The 22,731-nt window shown below is 71.9% G+C and carries 18 protein-coding genes; 6 read left to right on the plus strand and 12 right to left on the minus strand.

What is annotated here, in order from left to right; genetic code table 11:
* Positions 1-117 precede the first annotated feature (117 nt).
* The 3 genes from LZ604_RS16630 to LZ604_RS16640 form a co-directional block, all read right to left on the minus strand.
* Complete coding sequence (locus LZ604_RS16630; protein WP_234515896.1) at positions 118-1,614, minus strand: SPFH domain-containing protein; 1,497 nt, start codon at positions 1,612-1,614, stop codon at positions 118-120.
* Positions 1,615-1,752: 138 nt separating this feature from the next.
* Positions 1,753-1,971: an NfeD C-terminal domain-containing protein gene (locus LZ604_RS16635; RefSeq protein ID WP_234515897.1), complete on the minus strand. Its 219-nt coding sequence runs from the start codon at positions 1,969-1,971 to the stop codon at positions 1,753-1,755.
* 26 nt (positions 1,972-1,997) lie between these two features.
* On the minus strand, positions 1,998-3,422 hold the full coding sequence (locus LZ604_RS16640) for an amidase (RefSeq protein WP_234515898.1): 1,425 nt from the start codon (positions 3,420-3,422) through the stop codon (positions 1,998-2,000).
* A 147-nt stretch (positions 3,423-3,569) separates the two neighbouring features.
* Here LZ604_RS16640 and LZ604_RS16645 point away from each other — a divergent pair, with 147 nt between their 5' ends.
* Complete coding sequence (locus tag LZ604_RS16645) at positions 3,570-4,616, plus strand: LacI family DNA-binding transcriptional regulator (RefSeq protein ID WP_372482151.1); 1,047 nt, start codon at positions 3,570-3,572, stop codon at positions 4,614-4,616.
* A 67-nt stretch (positions 4,617-4,683) separates the two neighbouring features.
* On the opposite strand, the gene trxA is transcribed toward LZ604_RS16645, so the two are convergent.
* Positions 4,684-5,115, minus strand: coding sequence for a thioredoxin (trxA, locus tag LZ604_RS16650; RefSeq protein ID WP_372482152.1), 432 nt, complete (start codon positions 5,113-5,115; stop codon positions 4,684-4,686).
* Between the two features lie 75 nt (positions 5,116-5,190).
* On the opposite strand from trxA, the gene LZ604_RS16655 reads away from it, so the two are divergent.
* On the plus strand, positions 5,191-6,618 hold the full coding sequence (locus LZ604_RS16655; protein ID WP_234515901.1) for a dihydrolipoyl dehydrogenase family protein: 1,428 nt from the start codon (positions 5,191-5,193) through the stop codon (positions 6,616-6,618).
* A 130-nt stretch (positions 6,619-6,748) separates the two neighbouring features.
* Here the strand turns inward: LZ604_RS16655 and LZ604_RS16660 are convergent, their stop codons facing one another.
* Entirely contained in the window at positions 6,749-7,411 is a 663-nt protein-coding gene (locus LZ604_RS16660; RefSeq protein ID WP_234515902.1) for a peptide deformylase, read from the minus strand.
* Positions 7,412-7,631: 220 nt separating this feature from the next.
* Between LZ604_RS16660 and LZ604_RS16665 the strand changes: the two genes are divergently transcribed.
* Positions 7,632-9,023, plus strand: coding sequence for a PepSY-associated TM helix domain-containing protein (locus LZ604_RS16665; RefSeq protein ID WP_234515903.1), 1,392 nt, complete (start codon positions 7,632-7,634; stop codon positions 9,021-9,023).
* A 386-nt stretch (positions 9,024-9,409) separates the two neighbouring features.
* Here LZ604_RS16665 and LZ604_RS16670 read toward each other — a convergent pair whose 3' ends face one another.
* On the minus strand, positions 9,410-9,757 hold the full coding sequence (locus LZ604_RS16670; protein WP_234515904.1) for a tetratricopeptide repeat protein: 348 nt from the start codon (positions 9,755-9,757) through the stop codon (positions 9,410-9,412).
* Positions 9,758-9,916: 159 nt separating this feature from the next.
* Between LZ604_RS16670 and LZ604_RS16675 the strand changes: the two genes are divergently transcribed.
* The gene (locus tag LZ604_RS16675) at positions 9,917-10,882 is read left to right on the plus strand and encodes a pirin family protein (RefSeq protein WP_234515905.1); all 966 of its coding nucleotides are present in this window, start codon (positions 9,917-9,919) and stop codon (positions 10,880-10,882) included.
* A gap of 176 nt (positions 10,883-11,058) precedes the next feature.
* Here LZ604_RS16675 and LZ604_RS16680 read toward each other — a convergent pair whose 3' ends face one another.
* The 4 genes from LZ604_RS16680 to LZ604_RS16695 form a co-directional block, all read right to left on the minus strand.
* Complete coding sequence (locus LZ604_RS16680; RefSeq protein WP_234515906.1) at positions 11,059-11,892, minus strand: alpha/beta fold hydrolase; 834 nt, start codon at positions 11,890-11,892, stop codon at positions 11,059-11,061.
* Positions 11,893-11,986: 94 nt separating this feature from the next.
* Positions 11,987-12,652 carry a DUF4097 family beta strand repeat-containing protein gene (locus LZ604_RS16685; protein WP_234515907.1) on the minus strand — a complete coding sequence of 222 codons (666 nt, stop codon included), beginning with the start codon at positions 12,650-12,652 and terminating at the stop codon, positions 11,987-11,989.
* Between the two features lie 286 nt (positions 12,653-12,938).
* Positions 12,939-14,117, minus strand: coding sequence for a PP2C family protein-serine/threonine phosphatase (locus LZ604_RS16690; RefSeq protein ID WP_234515908.1), 1,179 nt, complete (start codon positions 14,115-14,117; stop codon positions 12,939-12,941).
* 79 nt (positions 14,118-14,196) lie between these two features.
* On the minus strand, positions 14,197-16,542 hold the full coding sequence (locus LZ604_RS16695) for a glycoside hydrolase family 65 protein (protein ID WP_234515909.1): 2,346 nt from the start codon (positions 16,540-16,542) through the stop codon (positions 14,197-14,199).
* A 329-nt stretch (positions 16,543-16,871) separates the two neighbouring features.
* Between LZ604_RS16695 and LZ604_RS16700 the strand changes: the two genes are divergently transcribed.
* Together LZ604_RS16700 and LZ604_RS16705 are read left to right on the plus strand one after the other, a co-directional pair.
* Positions 16,872-17,156 (plus strand): hypothetical protein, encoded by a 285-nt coding sequence (locus LZ604_RS16700; RefSeq protein ID WP_234515910.1) that lies wholly within the window; start codon positions 16,872-16,874, stop codon positions 17,154-17,156.
* A gap of 280 nt (positions 17,157-17,436) precedes the next feature.
* Complete coding sequence (locus LZ604_RS16705) at positions 17,437-18,228, plus strand: thioesterase II family protein (RefSeq protein ID WP_234515911.1); 792 nt, start codon at positions 17,437-17,439, stop codon at positions 18,226-18,228.
* Positions 18,229-18,668: 440 nt separating this feature from the next.
* Here LZ604_RS16705 and LZ604_RS16710 read toward each other — a convergent pair whose 3' ends face one another.
* Both LZ604_RS16710 and LZ604_RS16715 read right to left on the minus strand, forming a co-directional pair.
* Positions 18,669-20,918, minus strand: coding sequence for an FUSC family protein (locus tag LZ604_RS16710; RefSeq protein ID WP_234516131.1), 2,250 nt, complete (start codon positions 20,916-20,918; stop codon positions 18,669-18,671).
* Between the two features lie 210 nt (positions 20,919-21,128).
* On the minus strand, positions 21,129-22,580 hold the full coding sequence (locus LZ604_RS16715; RefSeq protein ID WP_234515912.1) for a glyceraldehyde-3-phosphate dehydrogenase: 1,452 nt from the start codon (positions 22,578-22,580) through the stop codon (positions 21,129-21,131).
* Positions 22,581-22,731: the final 151 nt, after the last annotated feature.

Below are 22,731 nucleotides of genomic sequence, written 5' to 3' on the forward strand. Positions count from 1 at the left end.
CCGGCAGCCGGCACTCGGGCCCCGGTCCCCGGCACCCGGGCAAGCGTGAGGCGTACGGCGGCCGATCGCCGTACGCCCCCAGCCTCACGGTGTCCTACCGGCCGATGCCTCCCGGGCTCAGCCCTCGTCCTTCTCCACCGTGACCTTCTCCGGCCGCGGCGGAGTGACCCCGTTGAGCCCGGCGGCCGCCTGCGCCGGCGTGCCGTTCGCGGGCGTCACCTCGCCGTTCATCGACGACAGCAGCCGGCGCGCGAGCCCCAGGCCGGTGCCGCCCATCGTCAGAGCCTTGGCGAACACGTCGCCCATGCCGTCGGCGCCGTTGAGCAGCACCATGTTGTCGACATTGCCGAAGGCGGACGCACCCGCCTGGACGATCTCCGGCCACTTCTCGGCGAGCTGCTGCGCCACCACGGCCTCCTGGTTCTCGGCGAGGGCCGCGGCACGTGCCTTGATGGCCTCCGCCTCCGCCAGACCCTGGGCGCGGATCGCCTCGGCCTCGGCGAGCCCCTTCGCCTGGGCAGCGGCCGCCTCGGCCTCACCGGTGGCGCGCGTCGCCTGCGCCGCGGCCGAGCCGCGCGTCTTGGTCGCCTCGGCCTCGGCGCCCGCGGCCGTCTTCACCCGGGTGGCCTCGGCCGCGGCCGCCAGCTCGGTCTCCTTCGCGTTGGCCTGCGCCGCCGAGATCCGCGCGTCGCGCTCCGCCTCGGCCAGCGTGCGCTTCTCGTACGCCTTCGCGTCGGCGGGCTTGCGGACGTCCGCCTGGAGCTGCTGTTCGCGCCGGTGCGCTTCCAGCTCCGCGACACGGGTCTCCTGCACCACGACCTCCTGACGGGCCGCGGCATCGGCCAGCGGACCGGCCTGCCGTGCCTTCGCGGCCGCCTTGTCGCGCTCGGCCTGGTAGCCGGCCTGGAGGATCTCGCTGTCCCGGGTCGCCTCCGCCATCCGCGCGAACGACTGCTGCTCGGCCTCGGTGGCGAGACGATTCGCCTCCGCCTGCGCGATACGCGCGTCCCGCTGCACCGCCGCCGCGTGCGGCGAGGCCAGGTTCCGGATGTACCCCGTCGGGTCCTCGATCTCGTGGATCTGCAGCGAGTCGACGATCAGACCCAGCTTCTCCATCTCGGTGCCGCAGGCGGCCCGGGTCTGGCCGGTCAGCTTCTCCCGGTCGCGGATCATGTCCTCGACCGTCAATCCGCCCACGATCGACCGCAGATGACCCGCGAACACGTTGTGCACCCGTTCCGACATCAGCCGCTGCTGATCCAGGAACCGGCGCGCCGCGTTGGCGATCGACACGAAGTCGTCGCCCACCTTGAAGATGACGACGCCCCGCACCTTCAGCGGAATGCCCTGGTGGGTGACGCAGTCCACGTGCAGTTCGGTCTCGTTGAGGTCGAGCGAGAGCCTGCGCACCGCCTGCACACCCGGCAGCACCAGCGTGCCGCGTCCCGTGACGATGCGGAAGCCCATGCCTTCCTCGAGACCCTCGGTCCGATGCTTCGAACCGGAGATGATCAGTGCTTCGTTGGGCTCCGCGACACGCCACATCAGCTTGAAGACCACAACGACGAAAGCCAGCGCGAGAACCACAGTTCCCGCGACAACGCCGATGACCATCGGCAAACGCCCCCTTTGCCTGGTGCCGGTCGGCACCGAACGAAAGGAGTGTGCGCCTGCGCAAGGCGGGGGTGAAGGCGCTGACGGATCCTTGTTGCAATCTTGACGCGTACACCTCTCACCTGCGGAGAGGTGCGCTCAACTGCCGTACGCCGCCTCGACGTACACGGTCCGCGGCGGAAGGTGCTCCACCACCATCACCACCGTTCCGCGCTCGATACGGCACTTCCCGTCCGCGGGATAGGCGAGGAAGTGCTCGGCACCGCCGCGCACACGGACGATCACCTCGCCGACCAGCCCTGGGCCGACGGTTCCGGTGACACGCCCCATCAGACCCACCATCGACGCATCGTCCATGGTCACAGCGTACGGCCCGAACGGGCCTACGCGGCCCGCGCGTCGGCGGCAGCAGGGTGCGGCGGCCACCACTCGTGCCACCTCCGGTCCGCCTCCAACTGGGCCGCCAGCGACACCAGAAGCGGCTCGCTGTGCGCCGGGCCCAGCAACTGGGCGCCCACCGGGAGCCCGTCATCGACGAAACCGGCGGGCACATTGACCCCGGGCCAGCCCAGCACGTTCCACGGCCACGCGTACGGGCAGGCGGCGATCATCGCGCGATCGGTGTTCCAGCCGTTCATGTGCACGAGCGTGCCGACGCGCGGCGGGGGAGCGGCCGTCGTCGGGGCGAGGACGACGTCGTACGACTCGAACAGCGCTCCCACACGCCGGTGCAGCACCGCCTCCGCCCGCCGCGCCACGCGCAGCGGAGCGCCGCCGAGCAGCCGGCCCAGCCGTGCGGCGTCGCGGGTGCGCCGGTCGAGCAGCTCGGGGAAGGGCACCTCACGCACCCGTTCGGCCAGGCCCGCGGTCGCGCGCGGCAGGAAGGTCAGCCCGATCTGCCCGTACCGTGGCTCCGCCTCCTCCACCACGTGCCCGAGGGCGGCCAGCCGCTCGGCGAGCGCGAGGACACAGGCCCGGACCCGGGGGTCGAGCCGGGCGGGCACCGCGGTGAACGGCGGCCTCAGCGAGAGCGCGATCCGTAGCCGGCCGGGGTCCCGCCCCACCGCCGCCGAGACCTCGAGTGCGGGCGGGCGGTGCAGATCGCCCGCGTGGTTGCCGCTCGCGGCGTCCAGGAGCAGCGCCGCGTCCGTGACCGTCCGGGCGAGCGTTCCGTTGACCGTGATCCCCTGGAAGGACTCGGGCAGCGGCCAGGTCGAGATCCGGCCCCGCTGCGGCTTGATGCCGACCAGATGCGTCCAGGCGGCCGGAATGCGGATGGAACCAGCGCCGTCCGAGCCCAGCGCGGCCGGCACCAGGCCCGCGGCGACCGCCGCCGCGGACCCGCCGGACGAGCCGCCGGGAGTGTGGTCCGGATGCCAGGGGTTGCGGGTGGCGCCGAAGGCGGGTCCCTCGGTGAACGGCCACTGCCCCAGCTCGCAGGTGTTGGTCTTGCCGACGATCACGGCCCCGGCCGCCCGCAGCCGCCGTACCGCCTCGCCGTCCTCCGCCACCGGGGGGAACGCGCCCGGGCAGCCGAACGCGGTGGGCTCGCCCGCCACGTCCATGTCGTCCTTGACGGCCACCGGCACCCCGAGCAGCGGCCCCCGCTCCCCGGCCGCGAGCTTCCGGTCGGCGGCCTCCGCCTCGGCGAGCGCGGCCTCGGCGCGCACCACCCGGAACGCGTTCAGCGAGGGCTGGGCCGCCTGAATCCGGGTCAGTGCGCGCTCGACCAGCGCACGGGAGGTCACTTCGCCGGCGGCGAGCGCGCGGGCGCACTCGGCCGCCCCGGCGGTACGGTCCGAAGCCATGGGGGCACCTCCGCGGGACGTTGTCTACCGCACGGTAACCTGTGACCCGCCCGCCCGGAACGGAAAGCTCAACCTCCTTTGGGAAAAGGCGCGTTGCCGCGTCGGGCCGCACCCCCCGGCGGCAGCGCCTGTGGCCGTTCTGCGAAGATGCGGTACGTCATGGTGCAGATACCGAAACAGCCCGTCCCTTCGTCGCCCGCACCACCCGCCGTGCCGACGAGTGCCGATGTGGCACGTCTGGCCGGTGTCTCGCGCGCGACCGTCTCGTACGTCCTCAACAACACCAGCGCCGTACGGATCAGCGAACCCACGCGCCGCCGTGTCCAGGAGGCCGCCAGGGAACTCGGGTACGTCCCGCACGCGGCCGCCCGCAGCCTGCGCGCCGGGCACAGCCGCATGGTGCTGATGCCCGCCCCGAACGTGCCGGTGGGCCCGCTCTACAGCCAGTTCATCAACGAATTCCAGTGGGCGCTGAGCCGTCTGGACTACACCGTCGTGCAGTACGGCGGTATCGGCCTCCAGGGCGACGAAGCCGCCCGCGCCTGGGCGGAGTTGCGGCCGGTCGCGGTGCTTGTGCCCGGTGGCGGGCTCGGCCCGCAGGGTGTGCACGTCCTCAAACGCTCCGGCGCCCGCGCCGTCCTCACCTTGGGGCCCGAGCGCGTCGACGGCGCCCACGCCCTGCTTCTGGACCATGACGGAGTGGGACACAGCGCCGGAGTGCATCTGCTGGCCCGGGGCCGCCGCCGGGTCGGCGTGGTGATGCCCGAGGAGCCCGGCCTGGAGTTCCTCTCCAGGCCCCGGCTGAAAGGTGTACGACGCGCCCTGAGCGGCACCGGCGCCACCGTCACCGAACTGCCGCTCGCCTACGAGGAGGAGTCCGCCGCCCGGCTCGCGGCGCGCTGGCGCTCACTCGGCCTGGACGCCGTCTTCGCGTACAACGACGAGTACGCGATGCTGCTGATGCGCGCCCTGCAGGACGAGGGCGTGGACATTCCGGGGGAGACGGCCGTGGTCGGTGCCGACGACCTGATCCTCGGCCGGCTGGTGCGCCCGAGGCTCAGCACCGTGCATATCGAACTGCCGTCCGGATGTGAGCTGGCGGAACTGGTCGACCGCGTCGTACGCGAGCCCGTCGGCGTACCGGAGGTGAGCCAGGTCTTCGGGGCACGGATCGTGCACCGCGCATCGAGCTGAACCCCCACCCCGCCGCGACTGCTGCGCGGCGGGGGCCGGCCCAGCGTGCGTGGAGCCCCTTCCGAGGTCACTCGCCGTTCTGCTCGGCCTTCTCCTGCTGCGCGGCCACGGCCTTGCGGACCTCGTCCATGTCCAGCTTGCGGGCCTGGCCGATGACGTCGTCGAGGGCGGCCTGCGGAAGGGCGCCCGGCTGCGCGAAGATGGCGACCTGGTCCCGGACGATCATCAGCGTCGGGATCGACTGGATGCCGAAGGCCGCGGCCAGCTCCGGCTGCGCCTCCGTGTCCACCTTTCCGAACACCAGATCAGGATTCGCTTCGGCTGCCTTCTCGTAGACCGGGGCGAACTGACGGCACGGCCCGCACCAGGACGCCCAGAAGTCGATCAGAACGAATTCGTTGTCCTTGACCGTCTGGTCGAAGTTCTCCTTGGTGAGCTCCACGGTGCTGCTCATGGCGATTCCCTCTTCCTGATGTCGGGGCTGAGCCGCTGTCCACAACGGCGCGTCGTGGTCATGTATTCCGCGCGGCTACCCGTGTGGCGGAGCCGGCACACCAACAACCAGACTGGCCCCATGACGGAAACGGAATCCATCGCGTACGACGTCGTGGTGCTCGGTGCGGGCCCCGTGGGCGAGAATGTCGCCGACCGCACCCGGGCGGCCGGACTCTCCACCGCGGTCGTCGAGAGCGAGCTGGTCGGCGGCGAGTGCTCCTACTGGGCGTGCATGCCCAGCAAGGCGCTGCTGCGCCCGGTGATCGCCCGCGCGGACGCACACCGCGTGCCCGGCCTGGCCCCCCTGGTGCAGGGTCCCCTCGATGTGCCCGCGGTCCTGGCCCACCGCGACTACGAGGTGTCGGACTGGAACGACGAGGGCCAGGTCACCTGGCTGGACGGCATCGGAGCCGATGTCTACCGGGGACACGGGCGGCTGGCCGGACCCCGCAGGGTGGCGGTGAGCGGCCCCGACGGGCAGCGGGTGCTCACCGCCCGGCACGCGGTGGCCGTGTGCACCGGCAGCCGCGCCCTGCTGCCCGACCTGCCGGGGCTGGCCGAGGTGCGCCCCTGGACCAGCCGGGAGGCGACGAGCGCGAAGGCCGCGCCCGGGCGGCTGGTCGTCGTGGGCGGCGGCGTGGTGGCCACGGAGATGGCCACGGCCTGGGCGGCCCTGGGCTCCCAGGTCACCGTCCTCGTCCGCGGCAAGGGCCTGCTGCCGCGCATGGAGCCCTTCGCCGGGGAACTGATCGCCGAGGCCCTCACGGAGGCGGGGGCGGACGTGCGCACCGGTACCGCGGTCGAGTCGGTCCGGCGCGAGGGTGACACCGTCGTGGTCGTCACGGACGCGGGCGACCGTATCGAGGCGGACGAGATCCTCTTCGCCACCGGACGTGCGCCCCGGACCGACGACATCGGCCTCGACACCGTCGGCCTGGAGCCCGGCTCCTGGCTGTCGGTCGACGACACCCTGCGGGTGACGGGCAGCGAGTGGCTGTACGCGGTCGGCGACGTCAACCACCGTGCGCTCCTCACCCACCAGGGCAAGTACCAGGCACGCATCGCGGGCGCGGCGATCGGGGCCCGCGCCGTGGGCGTCCCGCTTCTGGAGACGGATGACTGGGGCGCCCATTCCGCCACCGCCGACCACGCGGCCGTCCCCCAGGTGGTGTTCACCGACCCGGAGGCGGCGGCCGTGGGCCTGTCCCTGGCGGAGGCGGAACAGGCGGGCCGCCGGGTCCGTGCCGTGGACGTCGACCTGTCGTCGGTCGCGGGAGCGGGCCTGTACGCCGACGGCTACCGGGGCCGCGCCCGGATGGTGGTCGACCTGGACAGCGAGACGCTGCTGGGCGTCACGTTCGTCGGCCCAGGCGTCGGGGAACTGATCCACTCCGCGACCATCGCCGTCGCCGGTGAGGTCCCGATCGACCGTCTGTGGCACGCGGTGCCCTCGTACCCGACCATCAGCGAGGTCTGGCTGCGCCTGCTGGAGGCGTACCGGGGCTGACCCGGCGGGCCGTATCGCACCGAGGGAGCCGGGCCCCGGGCCCGCGGAGCACGGCTCCCCTCCGCGCGCCGACCGTTTCGTTTCCACTGCACCCCCGGCACCACAGCGCACCGGGCCGGCGGCGCGGCTCTCATGACGGCAGCGTGAACCCCAGTGCCGCGGCGGCCCGTTCCGGCGTCGGCTGCGTCCACCGGCCGGCCATCGCCTCGTTCGACGAGAGCGAGCGCAGCTCCGCCCGGTCCAGATAGAGGGTGCCGTCCAGATGGTCCGTCTCGTGCTGGACGATCCGCGCGGGCCAGCCGGCGAACTCCTCGTCCACCGGGGCTCCGTGCTCGTCCAGCGCCCGTAGCCGCACCCGGGCGTGCCGGGCCACCACGGCCTGCCAGCCCGGCACGCTCAGGCAGCCCTCGAAGAAGGCGGCCCGTTCGGTGCCGAGTGCCTCGTACGACGGATTGACGAGCACCCGGAAGGGCTGAGGCACCCGCCCGCGCGCCACCCGGAACTCCTCGGGGACCGGCGCTGGATCCTCGATGACCGCGATCCGCAGCGCCACCCCGACCTGTGGCGCCGCGAGCCCCACTCCCGGCGCCGCGTGCATCGTCTCGCGCAGCGCGGCGACGAAGCGCGCGAGGAGCGCGGGGTCCAACTGGCCGTCGAAGGGCTCGGTGCCACGCCGCAGCACCGGATCACCCGCGGCGACGATCGGCAACGGGCCACCGGAGGCGAGGAGTTGCTCCACCAGCTCGGCGAGAGGACGGTCATGGGGGCCGGTGCGGGCGACTTCGGATGCCATCGCGCCAGCATGACAGGCGGGTCGCGCGGCGGTCCCGTCGGCGCGAGGCTCCTGTGGCGCACGTCACCGAGGACCGGATGCGGTTGCGGCGCAGGGGTGTGGTCCACGTCACCGACAGCGCCGGGAACTCTCCCGTACGGCCCTCCGACTACTGGACCGTCACGCCCGACTCCCCGGCGCGCGACCGCAGTCCGTCCCCGATCCCCGGAGAACCCCGCCGATGACCACCGCTGCCCCGACCGCGACCGGCGAGGCCCCAGGGCCCGCCGCACCCAAGCCCTCCGGATGGGCGCCGCTGAGACCCATGGTGCTGCGCCTGCACTTCTACGCCGGCATCCTTGTCGCCCCCTTCCTGCTGGTCGCGGCCGTCACCGGGTTCCTGTACGCGGCCTCGTTCCAGGCCGAGAAGATCGTGTACGCGCACGAGCTGACCGTTCCGGTCGGCGACGGCAAGCTGCCGATCGGCGCACAGGTCGCCGCCGCCCGCAAGGCCCATCCCGAGGGCACGCTGTCGGCGGTGCGCCCCTCCCCGTCGAAGGACGCCCCCACCAGGGTGCTGCTGTCCGGTGTCCCCGGCGTCGGCAAGGACCACACCCTGGCCGTGTTCGTCGACCCGTACACCGGCAAGGTGCGCGGTGCGCTGGAGCAGTACGGCTCCACCGGGGCCCTTCCGCTGCGGACCTGGATCGACGAGTTCCACCGTGACCTCCACCTCGGTGAGAACGGCCGCCTCTACAGCGAACTCGCCGCCAGCTGGCTGTGGGTGATCACGGGCGGCGGGCTCGTCCTGTGGTTCGCGCGCCGGCGCTCCCGGCGCAGGCTGCGTGGTACCAGCGGCCGCCGTCGCACGCTCCGGCTGCACGGCACGGTCGGCGTCTGGGCCGCGGCCGGGTTCTTCTTCCTCTCCGCGACCGGACTGACCTGGTCGACGTACGCCGGGGCCACCATCGCCGAACTGCGCACCTCGCTCCACCAGGCCACCCCGTCGGTCTCGGCCTCCACGGGCGGCGAGCACGCCGGTCACGGCTCGGCGGCCGCCGGCGGCGGCGCGCACGGCGTGGGCCTCGACAAGGTCCTCGCGGCCGCCCGGGCCAAGGGCCTGTCCGATCCGGTGGAGATCGTGCCGCCCGCCGGCGCGTCCTCCACCTACGTCGTCAAGCAGATCCAGCGCAGCTGGCCCGAGAAGCAGGACTCGGTCGCCGTCGACCCGGCCACCGGCGAGGTCACCGACGTCCTCCGCTTCGCCGACTACCCGGTGCTCGCCAAACTCACCCGCTGGGGCATCGACCTGCACACCGGCGTGCTCTTCGGCATCGTCAGCCAGCTCGCCCTCATGGCCCTCTCCCTCTGCCTGGTTCTGCTGATCGTCTGGGGCTACCGCATGTGGTGGCAGCGCGGCCGGGCGGGCGCGTTCGGGCGGCCGGTCCCGCGCGGCGCCTGGCAGCAGGTCCCGCCACAGATCCTCGTCCCCGGTATGGCGGCCGTCGCGGTCCTCGGCTACTTCGTACCGCTGCTCGGCATTCCGCTCGCGGCCTTCATCGCCGTGGACGTCGTCCTCGGTGAGATCGACCACCGGCGCGGCAGGCGCACCTACGGCGGCCGGACAGCCTGATCCGCCACGCGATGCCGGAGCGGAGCGACACGGCACAGCGCCGGACCCCGGCGGCGCGGGCGGGTGAGCCGGTGGGCGAGGTGCTCCACCCGGTGCGCCCGAGGTGCGGGCGGCCGTCCCGCACGAAGAGATCTCGGGCAAGGCGGCGATCCCAGCACAGAGCCTGGGCACGGGCCTGCGCGGACCGTTCGGCGTCCGCGGGGCGCACGGCACAAGCCCCGCACTGCCCGGCCACGTTGCCGCGGCGCCGTTGCCGACGCCGGCGGGGCCGGGTGCCGCCGGGCTGGTGCCGCGCCGTCCCGCGGCACCGCCGGCACCGCCACGTGCACGACGGCCCGTGCCCGGCGGGACCGGGCACGGGCCGTCGAGGTCCGGCCTGCCGGGGATCACACGTCCGCGAAGTCGCCCACGAGCGCCGAGGCGATCCGCAGATGCGGCTGGGCCTCTTCGTCGCGCCCCTGGCGCTGGAGCGTGCGCCCGAGCAGCAGCCGGGCGTAGTGCTCCACCGGGTCGCGCTCCACGATGCCGCGCAACTCCGCCTCCGCCCGCCGCAGTTGGGCGGAGTGGTAGTAGGCGCGGGCCAGCAGCAGCCGTGGCCCGGTCTGCTCCGGCACCTCCTCGACCAGCCCCTTGAGGACCTGCGCCGCCGCGGCGTAGTCCTTGGCGTCGAAGAACTTCCCGGCCCGCTCCCAGCGCTCCGAGGCGGACCCGTGGCCGTAGTACGTCGTTTCCACTCCTGGCCTCCTTACGGCCCGCACAACCCTTCGTGTTGGTTGAATATTCCACCACTGGTGCGGAGCGGCCGGGCCGCTGGGAGTCTCGACGGAAAGAGCGCCCCGACGGGCGGGTGGGTGGACTGACGTCGATGTGCCCACAGGGCTAGGTTGGGCGGCATGAGCAATCTTGATCGCGAGGCGGTGCCCGCCGTGTGCGGTGGCCGGGGGTTCGTGGTGACGGAACCCGTGCGTGAGCTCCTCAGTCCGCGCCGGGTCCGGCTCGGTGAGTCGACGGAGGTCCGCCGGCTGCTGCCGAACCTGGGCCGCCGCATGGTGGGCGCCTGGTGTTTCGTCGATCACTACGGTCCGGACGACATCGCGGACGAGCCCGGCATGCAGGTTCCCCCGCACCCTCACATGGGGCTGCAGACCGTGAGCTGGCTGCATGAGGGCGAGGTGCTGCACCGTGACTCGACGGGCAGCCTCCAGACCATCCGCCCGCGCCAGCTGGGTCTGATGACGTCGGGAAGGGCGATCAGCCACTCCGAGGAGAGCCCGCGGTCCCATGCACGCCTCCTGCACGGTGCCCAGCTGTGGGTGGCCCTGCCGGACAGCCACCGGCACACCGAACCGCGCTTCGAACACCACCCCGAGCTGCCCGTGGTCACGGCCTCCGGCCTCAGGGCCACCCTGATCCTGGGTGAGATCGACGGCGCACGGTCCCCGGGCACGACGTTCACGCCGATCGTCGGCGCCGATCTCGCCCTGGCGCGCGGCGCGGACGTACGACTGCCCCTGGAGGCGGACTTCGAGTACGCGGTGCTGGCGATGTCCGGTGAGGTCCACGTCGACGGCGTTCCGGTTCTCCCGGGCTCGATGCTCTACCTGGGCTGCGGCCGCACAGAACTACCCCTGCGCGCGGAGTCGGACGCGGGGGTGATGCTCCTGGGCGGTGAGCCGTTCGAGGAGGAGCTGATCATGTGGTGGAACTTCATCGGGCGTACCCAGGACGACATCGCGCAGGCCCGTGCCGACTGGATGACCGGCTCTCGCTTCGGCGAGGTGAAGGGCTACGACGGTGATCCCCTGCCCGCACCGGAACTGCCGCCCGTACCCCTGAAGCCGCGCGGAAGGGTGCGCTGACTCGAGGTACGCAACAGCAGGCGTTCGCCGAGCACGGCCGGGTCGCCAGGACGGAGCACCTGCTGCGCGCAGTCGACCCGGTCGACGACACCTCCGCCGGCAGATGAACCGGCGGCTCACCGTGCAGGAGTCCCGCCGCAAGCCGGCGCGCGGCGGGAGGTCACCCGTCTCTCCGGTCAAGCACCGCAACCGGAGCGGCGCCCGCCGCGGTCGAGGGCGGCCACCTCGCGTACGGCACCGGCGATGGCCGGGAAGTCCTTCCTGAGGATCGCACCGTGGTTGCCGGCGACCTTCGCGCCGATCCGGATGTTCGGGTTGCCGGCGGTCACCGCATCGAGGCTGCTGCGTATCCGTTCCTGCTCGTCACCGCGGCTTCCGAAGGACGTCCCCGAAGCGACCACGTACCGCACCGGGACGGTGATGTTGTCCAGCACGGGGCCCAGCTCGCTCTCGCGGGAGAGCCTGCCGAGTTCGATATTGCTGTTCGCCTGCTGTTCGGCGGTCATCCGCGGGGCCAGGCCCGTCGGGCGCAGCAGCGGCAGGAACCAGCTCATCCTCCGGAACAGCTTCCGGATCCGCTGCTCCATGGCCTCGTCGAGCCAGTCGTACGGGAACGCGCCGTCGACGAGGACCGCGCCCAAGGCACGCCCGGGATTCCGGTTGGCCCAGTGAGCCCCGGCGACCGCCCCGTAGGACCAGCCCACCACCAGTGCCCGGTCCACACCTCTGGCCGCGAGAACGGCATCGATGTCCCGGACGGCCGCCTCGAAGGAATAGTCCGCCGAACGCTTCGATTTGCCGCGGGCCCGCTCGTCGTAGGTGATGTGCCGCCACCCCGTCCCCAGTTCGGCGATGACCCGCCGCCAGTACCCCTGGGTGGCGAACTGGCCGTTGAGGTAGACCACGGGGGTTCCGGGGCCGCCGGTGTCGGTGACGGCCAGGGCCGTGTCGTCGACCGGCACCATGCCGGTCCACTTGGAACCGGTCGGGGAAGTGCTGTTCTTCATCATGTGTTCCACCTGGTCGCTTTCTTGTGGGCGTCTTGTACGACCTCTCCGGGCCCTGCACCGATGGGCCCGGCCGGATGGTCCTGGCTCTGCTCGTTCAGAGGCTGCGGGCGATGATGTCGCCGCGGGAGGTGGTGGCGCGGATGTCGAGTTGGGCGGTGCCGCCGTTCTTGAGGGCGTTGCTGACGCGCCCGTAGTCGGTGCCGGCGTCCAGAGTGGCCGAGGCGCCGGCGGCGGCGGTGACCGAAATGTCGCCGGACTGGGTGCGGAGCACGACCGTGCCGCGTACGGCCTCGGTGATCCGGATGTCGCCCCTTGTGGTGCTGATCTCCGCGGGGCCGTTGAGCCGGCCGACCTCGACATCGCCGTCGATCGCGGTGAGGCGCACGCTCGCGGCCTCATCGATCTTGATCTGGCGGTACGCGCCTTCGAAGGCGACGTCGCCGAGGCGTCCGACGCCGCGGAGCTCGGCGCCGGCGGTCTTGGCCTGGATGCGGGAGCCGGCGGGCAGCTGGACGGTGATCTCCAGGGATCCGGAGGGGCCGAAGAGCTGCTTGTCGGGCGTCGAGGCCGTGATCCGCAGGACGCCGTCGGCGTAGGCGACGGTGGTCTGCTCGGCGGCCCTGGTGTCGCGGCTCTTGCCGGGGTTGGCGGGCAGGACCTCGACGGTGGTGTCGGCGCGGTCTGCGGCGATGAACTGGATGCGTCCGGCGGGGATGTCCAGGACGGCGGAGATCGGGGCGGGGGTGTCGAACTTCTGCATTGTGCTCTCCCGTGCTCGTTCCTTGTTTCTGACATCAGAAACGCTACGTTGCTTTCCACTCACCAACAAGCAGCTCGTTGCACGGAATAGGCATATATGCAGCTCACGAGCGTGAGATCGTTGCAACGGACTTACCAGTAATGCAACGGTGACGTCCGGTCGTTGCAATGGGTGAGTAGTGAACGCTCCAGTCGCCCACCGTGCCGACCTGGCCCACCCGGGACAACCTCGAACGACACCGGACAACGAAGTCCGGATCATGGATGGACAGCCGTCTCGATTGCGGTCACAGAGTCCGGTGCGCGATGGAGGGGCGGAGGGTCGGCCGGCTGTCGCCGGGTGACTCCTGATCGCCGCTGACCGGCTCACGGTGCACCACGACCACGGCGGCGTCGTCGGCGAGGGTGCCGCCGCAGAACGCGACGACGTCGTCGCGGAGCCGATCGACGAGTTGGTCGGGGGACCCGGTGTCCGTCCAGGCCGCGAGGCGGTCGGTGAGGGGATAGAAACGGCCTTCCCGGTCACGGGCCTCGGTCACGCCGTCGGTGTACATCACCAGCGTGTCGCCGGGGTCGAAGGGGAAGGTGTCCAAGGTTCCCTTCGGGGCCTGCGGCAGACCCATGCCGAGGGGAGCGCCGTACTGCCGGGGCACCAGGGCGGTGGCATGACCGTCGTGCAGCCGGATCGGCGGCGGATGCCCGCAGTTGAGGATCCGGATGACGGGTTCGTCGTCCGGGATGTCGACCTGGACGGCCGTGATGAAGGACTCCTCCGCGTCGGTGCCCTCCCTGCTGGGCTGGGACAGGCTCCAGTCCACGACGGCATCCAGTTCGGCCCGCAGCGCGGCAAGCGCCGGCTCGCGGTGGGCCGCGCTGCGGAACGCGCCCAGCGCGAGTGCCGCCTCCTCGATGGCGGGCAGGCCCTTGCCCCGGACGTCTCCGACGAGCATGCGGGTCCCGGTGCTGGTGCGCACGGCCGCGTACAGGTCACCGCCGATGCGCGCCTGGTCGGTGGCCGCCCGGTAGTCGCTGGCGATGCGCAGGGTGCCGATCTGCTCGGGCAGCGGGTGCAGGACGACCTCCTGCGCGGCTTCGGCCACCGACCGTACCTGTCTCAGCTCCGCGCTGTGCCGCTCGCGCAGGCGGCAGAACAGCACCGTGAAGGAGGAGATCAGGACCAGTGCGATGAGCTGGCTCTCGTGGTTGGAGGTGAAGATGCTGGTGCGGATGACGGAGATCGCCACCAGCGCCGCCACGGCGAGCGCTCCGATCAGCGCCGTGAGCCTGGAGCCGCCGAAGGAGGCGGTGATCGCGGGCGCGACCACGAGCAACGGCCCCAGGTGGATGCTCTGCGGCGCAAGGATGTCGGCGACCGTGATCGCTACGATCAGCACGACCGGGATGGCCACCAGTCCCCGGTTCGACTGCCATGTCCGACCGACACCTCCGCGGGGCTGGAGGCGCATACCTCCTGGATACACCCGGGTGACGGCCTGCGGATACCCGGCATCCGGCGCGTGCCGGCCGCGGGTGCCCGCCCTCCGTTCAGCAGGGACGCTCGGGTTCGCGTCCGGGCGGCTGGGTGGGGGGCGGCAGGCAGGGCGGCGGCTCGACGGGACGGCTCTGGGATGTTCCCCGGGATATCGTCACCGGCTCCCCGTAGTGTCTGATCTTAATGCTCTCCCCGCACACCAGCGTGTACGTCGCCCGGGAGTCGGTGATCTCCACCCGGAGGCACCGCCGGCGGATCCGGACAGAGAAGGCGAGCCGGCTCAGTCTCCCGGGCAGTCGGGGGGTGAAGTGAACGGTGTCCGGGCCGTAACGCATGCCGCCGAAACCGGCGACCAGCGCGATCCAGGAGCCCGCCAGCGAGGCGATGTGCAGTCCGTCGCGCGTGTTGTTCTCCAGGTCGTCCAGGTCCATCAGCGCGGCCTCGCCGAGGTAGTCGTACGCCAGGGCCAGATGGCCGACCTCGGCGGCCATGACGGCCTGGACGCTGGCCGACAGTGAGGAGTCGCGGACGGTGAGCGGCTCGTAGTAGGCGAAGTTCCGCGCCTTGTGACCCTCGTCGAAGGCGTCGCTGCGCAGAAACATCGCCAGCACCAGGTCGGCCTGTTTGACCACTTGCTTGCGGTAGAGCTCCAGGTAGGGGAAGTGCAGCATCAGGGGGTAGTCCTCGGGCCGGGTGCGGGAGAAGTCCCAGGCCTGATGGCGGGTGAACCCGGCGGCCTGCTCGTGGATGCCCAGCGCCCTGTTGTAGGGCACGGTCATCGCCTTGGCGGCGGTCCGCCACGCGGTGATCTCCTCCGCGGTCACGCCGAGCCCGGCGGCCTGCTCGGGATGGCGTTCGGCCGCTTCGGCGGCTGCCCGCAGATTGTCCTGGGCCATGAGGTTGGTGAAGGTGTTGTCGTCCGCGAGTGCGCTGTACTCGTCGGGCCCGGTGACACCGTCGATGTGGAAGTGGCCGGCGGAGTCGTGGTGGCCGAGGGAACGCCACAACCGGGCGGTCTCCACGAGCAGTTCCACGCCGGTCTGGCGCTCGAAGTCCTCGTCGCCGGAGATCGCGACATAGCGCACGACGGCGTGGGCGATGTCGGCGTTGATGTGGAACGCCGCTGTACCGGCCGGCCAGTAGCCGGAGCATTCCGCGCCGTCGATGGTGCGCCAGGGGAACGCCGCGCCGTCCAGGCCGAGTTGGCGGGCCCGGGCGCGCGCCGCCGGCAGGGTGTCCTGGCGCCAGCGCAGCGCCGCGGCGACGCTGCGGGGATACGCGGAGGAGAGCAGCGGCAGCACATAGCTCTCGGTGTCCCAGAAGGCGTGCCCGTCGTATCCGGAGCCGGTCAGGCCCTTGGCCGGGATGGCCCGCTGCTCGGCGCGTGCGGCGGCCTGCAGCACGTGGAACAGCGCGAAGCGGACGGCCTGCTGGATCTCCGGGTCGCCGTCCACCTCCACATCGGCCTGCCGCCAGAAGTCGTCGAGAAAGGCTCGCTGCTCGTCGAGCAGGCCCTGCCAGCCGGTGCTGCCTGCCTCGGCGAGCGCGGCCTCCGCCTGGTCCCGCAGGGCCGTCAGCGAGCGCAGCCCCGACCAGCCGTAGGAGACCAGCTTCTCCAGCCGGAGTTTCTCCCCGGGCTTGAGGTCGGTGATGACGGTGAGCCGGGCGACGTCGTCCGAACTCTCGCCGGAAATCCGGGTGGAGGAAGGGCCCTGCACGATGTGGTCGGCGGCGGCCGCGACCCGCAGACCGCTGCGCTCGGTGCGGTGGATCAGGCGCAGCCGTGTCCCCCCGGCGTGGTGCTCCTCCGGGCGCAGCGGGGATTTCAGGGCGGCGGCCACCCGCGGATCGGCGCTGGGCTGCGGCATGGTCACGTTGGCGACGAGTTCGGACTGGAGAACGATACGCACCTCGTCGCCCAGCGGCTCCACCTCGTAGGAGAGCGCGGCGACGGCCCGATGGGTGAAGGAGACCAGACGGGTGGTGCGAACCCGGACCGCCTTCCCCACCGGGGAGACCCACTCGCACACCCGGTGCAGGACCCCGTCCCGCAGATCCAGCAGCCGTTCGTGCGAGCGCAGATGCCCGTAGCGCAGATCGGCCTGCTCGTCGTCGACCAGCAGGCGGACGATCTTGCCGTCGCTGACATTGATGACCGTCTGGCCGGACTCCGGGTAGCCGTAGCCGGCCTCGGCGTAGGGCAGCGGATGGACCTCGTGGACGCCGTTGAGATAGCAGCCGGGCAGCCCGTGCGGCTCGCCCTCCTCGAGGTTGCCGCGCCAGCCTATGTGTCCGTTGGACAGCGCGAAGACCGATTCGCTCTGCGCCAGGACGTCCAGGTCCAGCCCGGTCTCGCGGACACACCAGGGCTCGACCTCGTAGGCCGGGTGGGTGATCACGGCACGTCCCCGTCCACGCCCTTGCGGCGGCGCCGGGCGGGCCGGTGTCGCACGGTGCCCGGGAGGAACCGTATTGCCATGTTCTATACCTGCCCGCCCCGGGGTCCCTCCATCCCCACCGGTCGCAGCAACCCCGCCGCGAGCACCGTGGGGAGCGGCGTCGGCGCAGAGGGTGACCGGCCCCCGGGGCCGGCACGGCAAGGCGCCGTTCGGATCACTCGAGGGGGCCCTCCCGGTGATGGCCGCGCGTTGCGCGCACGCCGTACCCGCCGCGGCGGGATAGGTCCTGTGCACAGAAGTCCGCCCCGCGACCCATGAGGAGATCAGCCATGTACGCAGTGGTTCGGCGGTACGAAGGGGTGACCGAGCCGGCTGAGGTCGGACGCCGGGTGAACGAGGAGTTCGTGCCGCTCCTCCGCCAGGTCCAGGGGTTCGTGGCCTATTACTGGATCGATGCCGGGGGAGGGGTGATGGTGTCGACGAGTGTCTACCAGGACCGGGCCGGAGCCGAGGAGTCGAGCGACACGGCGGCGCAGTTCGTACGGGACCACCTCGCCTCGGTCATGCCGAACGCCCCCCAGATCACGGCCGGCGAGGTAGTGGCTCATACGTAGCGGCCCGCCCCGGAAGCGTTGCGGGGCACTTGGGCGCGGGATTCTCCTGGGGCTCGGCGCGCTGACGGTGCCCACCCCGCCGGCTGAACGGCGGAGAGAGCCGGCAGTACCGCGGTCGCGGTCTAGTTCTGGGGGGCGATAGGGGTGGGCCGACGGCCCCGCGCACGCAAGACTCCCGGGGCACACACCCGCGGCCCGTGACCGGGCGGCGACACCGCCGGAAAGCCGGCAGGCGCCGAGAAGACGCCGAGGAAAGTGCCAGGAAGGGAACCGCCGCCCCATGACCACGCGCGCCGAGCAGGATCGCCTGTGGATACGCCGCTACCACCCCCGTCCGGACGCGGCGGTGAGACTCGTGTGTCTGCCGCACGCGGGTGGCTCCGCGAGCTTCTACCGCCCTCTGTCGGCCGCGATGCCGGCGTCCGTGGACGTCCTGGCCGTGCAGTACCCGGGACGTCAGGACCGGCGCGACGAACCGTGCATCCAAACGCTCCCGGAACTCGCCGGCCACATCACCTCCGTCCTCCTGCCGTGGACGGACCGCCCGCTGGTGTTCTTCGGCCACAGCCTCGGAGCCACCCTCGCTTTCGAGGTCGCCCGCCGGCTGGAGCGCGACCACGGCGTCGTCCTGCACGCCCTGTTCGCCTCCGCCCGCCGTGCCCCGTCCTGCCCGCGCACCGAGACCGTCCACCGGCGCGACGACGACGGACTCATCGAGGAGGTACGCCTCTTGAGCGGCACCGACTCGGCGATCCTCGACGACATCGAGCTGATCCGCATGGCGCTGCCCGCCATCCGCGCCGACTACCACGCCGCCGAGACCTACGTCTACGAGCCGGGCCCCGACCTGCACTGTCCCCTCTGGAGCCTCGTCGGCGACAGCGACCCCAAGGTCACCCTCGACGAGGCCCGCGCCTGGTCGCGGCACACCGACGCCTCCTTCGGGTTCCGCGTCTTCCCCGGCGGCCACTTCTACCTCACCTCCCATCAGGCGGAGGTCGTCCGCCTGCTCACCGCCGGGGCGCGGCCGAAACGACGGCCCGTCGAGCCGGGCCGCGCGTCCTGCCCCTGACCGGCACCGACGCGGAGCCGGGCCCGCCGTTCGCTGGCCAGGACCAGGTGCTCCGGGCCCCCGGCCCGGTGACCCGCGGGCTCTTGCCGGAGAGCAACGCCACCCGTCCGCAAGCGCGTTGGATGTCCGACGGCGAGGCGCTGACTTCGACGGCTCCCGTCCGTTGCCGCATCGAACGTCGTGTCCTGCGCGTGCGGATCGCCCGCGCCCGGCCCGGTGTTCCCGAGCTGCCGCCCCGCCTCGACTGGCGCAGGCTGCGCAAGCCGGCGGCCGCTGTGGCCGTACGGCGGCGCCCTCGCGGCCGGGCCGTCATCCGGCCGCGCCCTCGCGAGAGACGTCGCGCGATGAGTGAGGGGCGCCGGCCGGCCCCAGCGCGGGGCTTCCCCGCATGCCGCGCGGCCAGGCCCGTACACCGCCTTCGCCGTACCCGATCCGTGTCGTCACGCCCCCGGCGTGAGGGTGGGGACGTGCAGCGGGCGGGCCAGTCCGGCCACCGCCTCGTCCAGGCGCTGGAGGTGTCGCAGCACCCGGTCCGTGACACGGTCGTACCGCGGGGCTCCGAGAGTGCCCGGCTTGAGCATGGACGCGATGCTCGGACCGGTCTCGATCCCGGCGGTGGAGCGCTCGTCGGTGACGTGCGCGGCGATCGCCTCGATATTGCGCACGATGCGCCGGCCCGCCTCGCGCAGCCGGGGGTCCGCCGCGATCGAGGGGTGCTCCGGCAGCAGTTCGGCCGTCGCCGCCAGGGAGCGTGCGTGGTAGGCGCAGGTCTCCAGCATCGCGACCACATAGCGGGCGGTGTCCCGGCGGGCCCGCAGCGGCGTGATCGGGTGCGTCAGCGGCTGTGCCGAGGACCGCAGGTCGGCCAGCGCCTGGTCCAGATCGCGTGCCCGGTCCAGGAGACCGGCCACGGGACCGCCGCTCAACTGGTCGACCGCGGCCTCGGTGACGTCGGCCAGCCGGGCCAGCACGGTGGCGAGGAGTTCGTTCGTACGGCGATCGGTGCGGACCGGCAGTACCAGCGCGGCCGCGACGATTCCGCAGACCACCCCGAGCAGCGTCTCCTCGATGCGCAGCAGGAGCACGGAGGCGCTGTAGGTGTGCAGAAGTGTGTAGAGGAGGCCCAGCATGGCGGTGACGAAGAAGGACATCGCCATGTAGGACAGCGGCGCCGTGTAGAACATCGCGAAGATGAACAGCAGCACGAGCGCGAACGCCGTCCAGGTGTGGTGCCCGACCAGTCCGGCCAGTCCGATGCCCGCCACCACCCCGAGGACGGTGCCCACCAGCCGACGGTAGCTCTTGACGAGGATCTCGCCCGTGGACGCCGTGTTGATGAACACGATCCAGCAGGTGAGCACGGCCCAGTACCAGCGCTGACTGGAAAGGAACTCGCCGCCGACGATGGCGAGCGCCGATCCGACGGCCACCTGCACGGCCGCGCGCGTGGTGAGGCGCTGCAACCCGGTGGCCTCCGCCTCCTGCCCGCCCGCCTCCTCGCCGCCGTCGATGGCGGCGTCCTCCGCGTCCAGTTCCTCACGTGAGCGGGCCGTCTCCGGAGTGTCGTCGGACTCGTCCTGAGGACCGTCCAGGGCGATCCGCAGCCCCAGGAAAGCGCGCCCCGCCTCGCCGATCCCGCGGAAGACGTCCTGGACGGCGGCCGGCGCGGGCGGCAGGTTGGCCTCCTCCCGGTAGCCGAGGAGCCGGTTGCGCACATGGGACAGTGCCGTTCCCGGGTGCTGTGAGACGGACCGCGGGACCAGCAGGCGCAGCGCCTCCAGGTCGCGGTGCAGTGTCGCGGTGGCCTCCTCCCGCTCGGGCAGCGGGCGGCCCGAGGGCACGGGTGCGCCCGGCAGGTGCAGGGTGAGGGTGTCGGCCCGTTCGGCGCTGCGTGCGGTGAGCAGCAGCAGACCGAGCCGTTCGGCGGCGATCTCGGCATCGGCGATACGGCGCTGCAGCAGCCGGGCCACCGCCTGGTCGGGAGTCCCCTCCTCCAGTCGGCCCTGGATCATCATGGCCGTCTCGTGCAGTGCCGCGGTCCTGCGGCGCACCTCTTCCAGGGCCTTGGGCAGGTCCTCCGGCCCGGCGTCGAGCAGGGCGAGCTGCGCCGAGATCAGTTGCGCCAGGCGGGCCAGGAAGGCCTGGCGCAAGCGGTCCAGGATCCCCGAGGGCGACTGGGGGAGCAGGGCGAAGCGCACGACGGCGCTGCACGCGAAGGCGAGGGTGATGGCGACGTAGAGGCCCGGCAGCGCGTGGACGGTCGCGCCGACGAAGAGAGAGAGGAAGTAGACCTGGAAGACGATCAGCCCCAGCGCCGTGCCGCGGTCCCCGAACCGGCGGCCGTAGACGGCGCAGAAGATGAGCCCGACGAAGAGGACGTCACCGGCCACCCGATGGGAGCTCAGCAGCGCGCTGAGAGACACCGAGGCCAGCGCCACCGGCAGGCCCAGGGCCAGCGTGACGGCCTGGCGTGCCCGCTCCTTCTCGCGGATGGCGAAGGTCGCGACCATGGCCGCGATGGCGCCCGCCACCAGATGGGACAGATCGAACCGCAGGAGGGACAGGGCGGCGAGGGTGAGAGCGATGGAGACCGTGGTTCTCAGTCCGGCCGTGAGCCGCAGCAGCCCGGGGTCCGACGCCGCGATGCGTTCCCCGGCCTTCACCCGACCCGACCGACCCGCCACCCGCACTCCGCCGCACTCGATCCCGCGCCCGTGATGATCTCCTCCCAGCATGGCACGCCGCGACGGGCGGACCACCGGGCCGGGAACAGCACGGGCGCGCTGCGGCCGGGCGGGCAGCGGTGGGGACTCAGGGCCGCCGTTTCCCTCGGCGCCCGGCCGCCGTCGGTGGTGCCGGTGCCCCGTCCTCCGGGGCGCCGGCACCACCGTCCGTCTGCGTCAGGCGGCCGGGACCGGGTAGGTCGGGTACTCCACCCCGGAGACGTGCTGGACGACGCGGATGACCTGGCAGGAGTAGCCGAACTCGTTGTCGTACCACAGGTAGAGGATCGCGTTGTCGCCCTCGACCTTGGTGGCGCCGGCGTCGACGATCGAGGCGTGGCGGGAGCCGATGAAGTCGCTGGAGACCGCGTCGGGTGCGCTGATGAAGTCGATCTGGCGCTTCAGCGGGGAGGTCAGCGACACCTTGCGGAGGTAGTCGAGGACCTCTTCCCGGGTGGTCTCGCGGGCGAGCTGGAGGTTCAGGATCGCGATCGACACATCGGGGACCGGGACCCGGATCGAGCTGCCGGTGATCTTCGCCTTGAGTTCGGGCAGCGCCTTGGCGACGGCGGAGGCGGCACCGGTCTCGGTGATGACCATGTTGAGCGGTGCGGACCGGCCACGGCGGTCGGACTTGTGGTAGTTGTCCAGCAGGTTCTGGTCGTTGGTGAACGAGTGGACGGTCTCCACATGACCGCGCAGGACGCCGTACTCGTCCTCCATCGCCTTCAGCGGCGGGACGATCGCGTTGGTGGTGCACGAGGCGCAGGACAGGATCCGCTCGTCCGGCTTCAGCATGTCGTGGTTGACGCCGTGGACGATGTTGGGGACGTCGCCCTTGCCGGGCGCGGTCAGGACGACCTTGTCGATGCCGGGACGCAGATGCTTCGACAGGCCCTCGCGGTCGCGCCACTTGCCGGTGTTGTCGATGAGGATGGCGTCCTTGATGCCGTACGCCGTGTAGTCCACCGAGGTCGGGTCGTCGGCGTAGATCACCTTGATCTCGTTGCCGTTGGCGACGATCGTGCTGTTCGCCTCGTCGACGGTGATCGTGCCCTGGAACTGCCCGTGGATGGAGTCACGGCGGAGCAGGGAGGCGCGCTTGACGAGGTCCTCGGCGGCCCGGCCGCCACCCCGCACGACGATGGCACGCAGTCGCAGCCCGTTGCCGGAGCCGGACTTCTCGATGAGCAGGCGGGCGACGAGCCGGCCGATGCGGCCGAATCCGTAGAGGACGACGTCACGGCCCTCGCCGCGCTCGATCTTGTTCGCACCCGTCGCGCCGGCGACGGCCTCGGCGGTGAACTCCTCCACCGACAGACCGCGGTCGTCGGTGCGGTACGTCGCGGCGAGCATGCCGATGTCTATCTGGGACGGCCCGAGGTCCAGGGTGGTGAGGGCCTGGAGGAACGGCAGGGTCTCGGTGACCGAGAGTTCCTCGCCGGCGATCTGCCGGGCGAATCGGTGGGTCTTGAGGATGCTGACCACCGACTTGTTCACCAGGGAGCGGCTGTGGAGCAGGACGGTGACGTCCCGCTCCCGGTGCAGCTTCCCGATGAGCGGGATCATCGACTCTGCGGTCTCCTCGCGGTTCTTCCAGTTCGTGAACGAGTCGTCATTGACAGTCACAGGCGTATCTTTCGAGCTAGGTGGCGCTCATATGCTAACCCCCGGCCACTTCGATCTTTCACCCGGTGGTCCTCGGGCTCGCATGACGGTGCACGAGCCGTCCCGCGCCCCTGCCTCTTCCCGCCCCGCACCTCTGCCTCTTCCCGGCCCA

The organism is Streptomyces glomeratus (assembly GCF_021462825.1).
GTDB classification, from domain to species: Bacteria; Actinomycetota; Actinomycetes; order Streptomycetales; family Streptomycetaceae; genus Streptomyces; species Streptomyces glomeratus.

Excerpts from the sequence above, each read along its gene's own strand:
- LZ604_RS16640 (WP_234515898.1), bottom strand. The coding sequence starts at position 3,422 with ATGGCTTCGGACCGTACCGCCGGGGCGGCCGAGTGCGCCCGCGCGCTC.
- LZ604_RS16675 (WP_234515905.1), top strand. The coding sequence starts at position 9,917 with ATGAGCAATCTTGATCGCGAGGCGGTGCCCGCCGTGTGCGGTGGCCGG.
- LZ604_RS16690 (WP_234515908.1), bottom strand. The coding sequence starts at position 14,117 with ATGCGCCTCCAGCCCCGCGGAGGTGTCGGTCGGACATGGCAGTCGAAC.
- LZ604_RS16660 (WP_234515902.1), bottom strand. The coding sequence starts at position 7,411 with ATGGCATCCGAAGTCGCCCGCACCGGCCCCCATGACCGTCCTCTCGCC.
- LZ604_RS16680 (WP_234515906.1), bottom strand. The coding sequence starts at position 11,892 with ATGATGAAGAACAGCACTTCCCCGACCGGTTCCAAGTGGACCGGCATG.
- LZ604_RS16685 (WP_234515907.1), bottom strand. The coding sequence starts at position 12,652 with ATGCAGAAGTTCGACACCCCCGCCCCGATCTCCGCCGTCCTGGACATC.
- LZ604_RS16700 (WP_234515910.1), top strand. The coding sequence starts at position 16,872 with ATGTACGCAGTGGTTCGGCGGTACGAAGGGGTGACCGAGCCGGCTGAG.
- LZ604_RS16645 (WP_372482151.1), top strand. The coding sequence starts at position 3,570 with ATGCGGTACGTCATGGTGCAGATACCGAAACAGCCCGTCCCTTCGTCG.
- LZ604_RS16635 (WP_234515897.1), bottom strand. The coding sequence starts at position 1,971 with ATGGACGATGCGTCGATGGTGGGTCTGATGGGGCGTGTCACCGGAACC.
- LZ604_RS16665 (WP_234515903.1), top strand. The coding sequence starts at position 7,632 with ATGACCACCGCTGCCCCGACCGCGACCGGCGAGGCCCCAGGGCCCGCC.
- LZ604_RS16705 (WP_234515911.1), top strand. The coding sequence starts at position 17,437 with ATGACCACGCGCGCCGAGCAGGATCGCCTGTGGATACGCCGCTACCAC.
- LZ604_RS16630 (WP_234515896.1), bottom strand. The coding sequence starts at position 1,614 with ATGGTCATCGGCGTTGTCGCGGGAACTGTGGTTCTCGCGCTGGCTTTC.
- LZ604_RS16655 (WP_234515901.1), top strand. The coding sequence starts at position 5,191 with ATGACGGAAACGGAATCCATCGCGTACGACGTCGTGGTGCTCGGTGCG.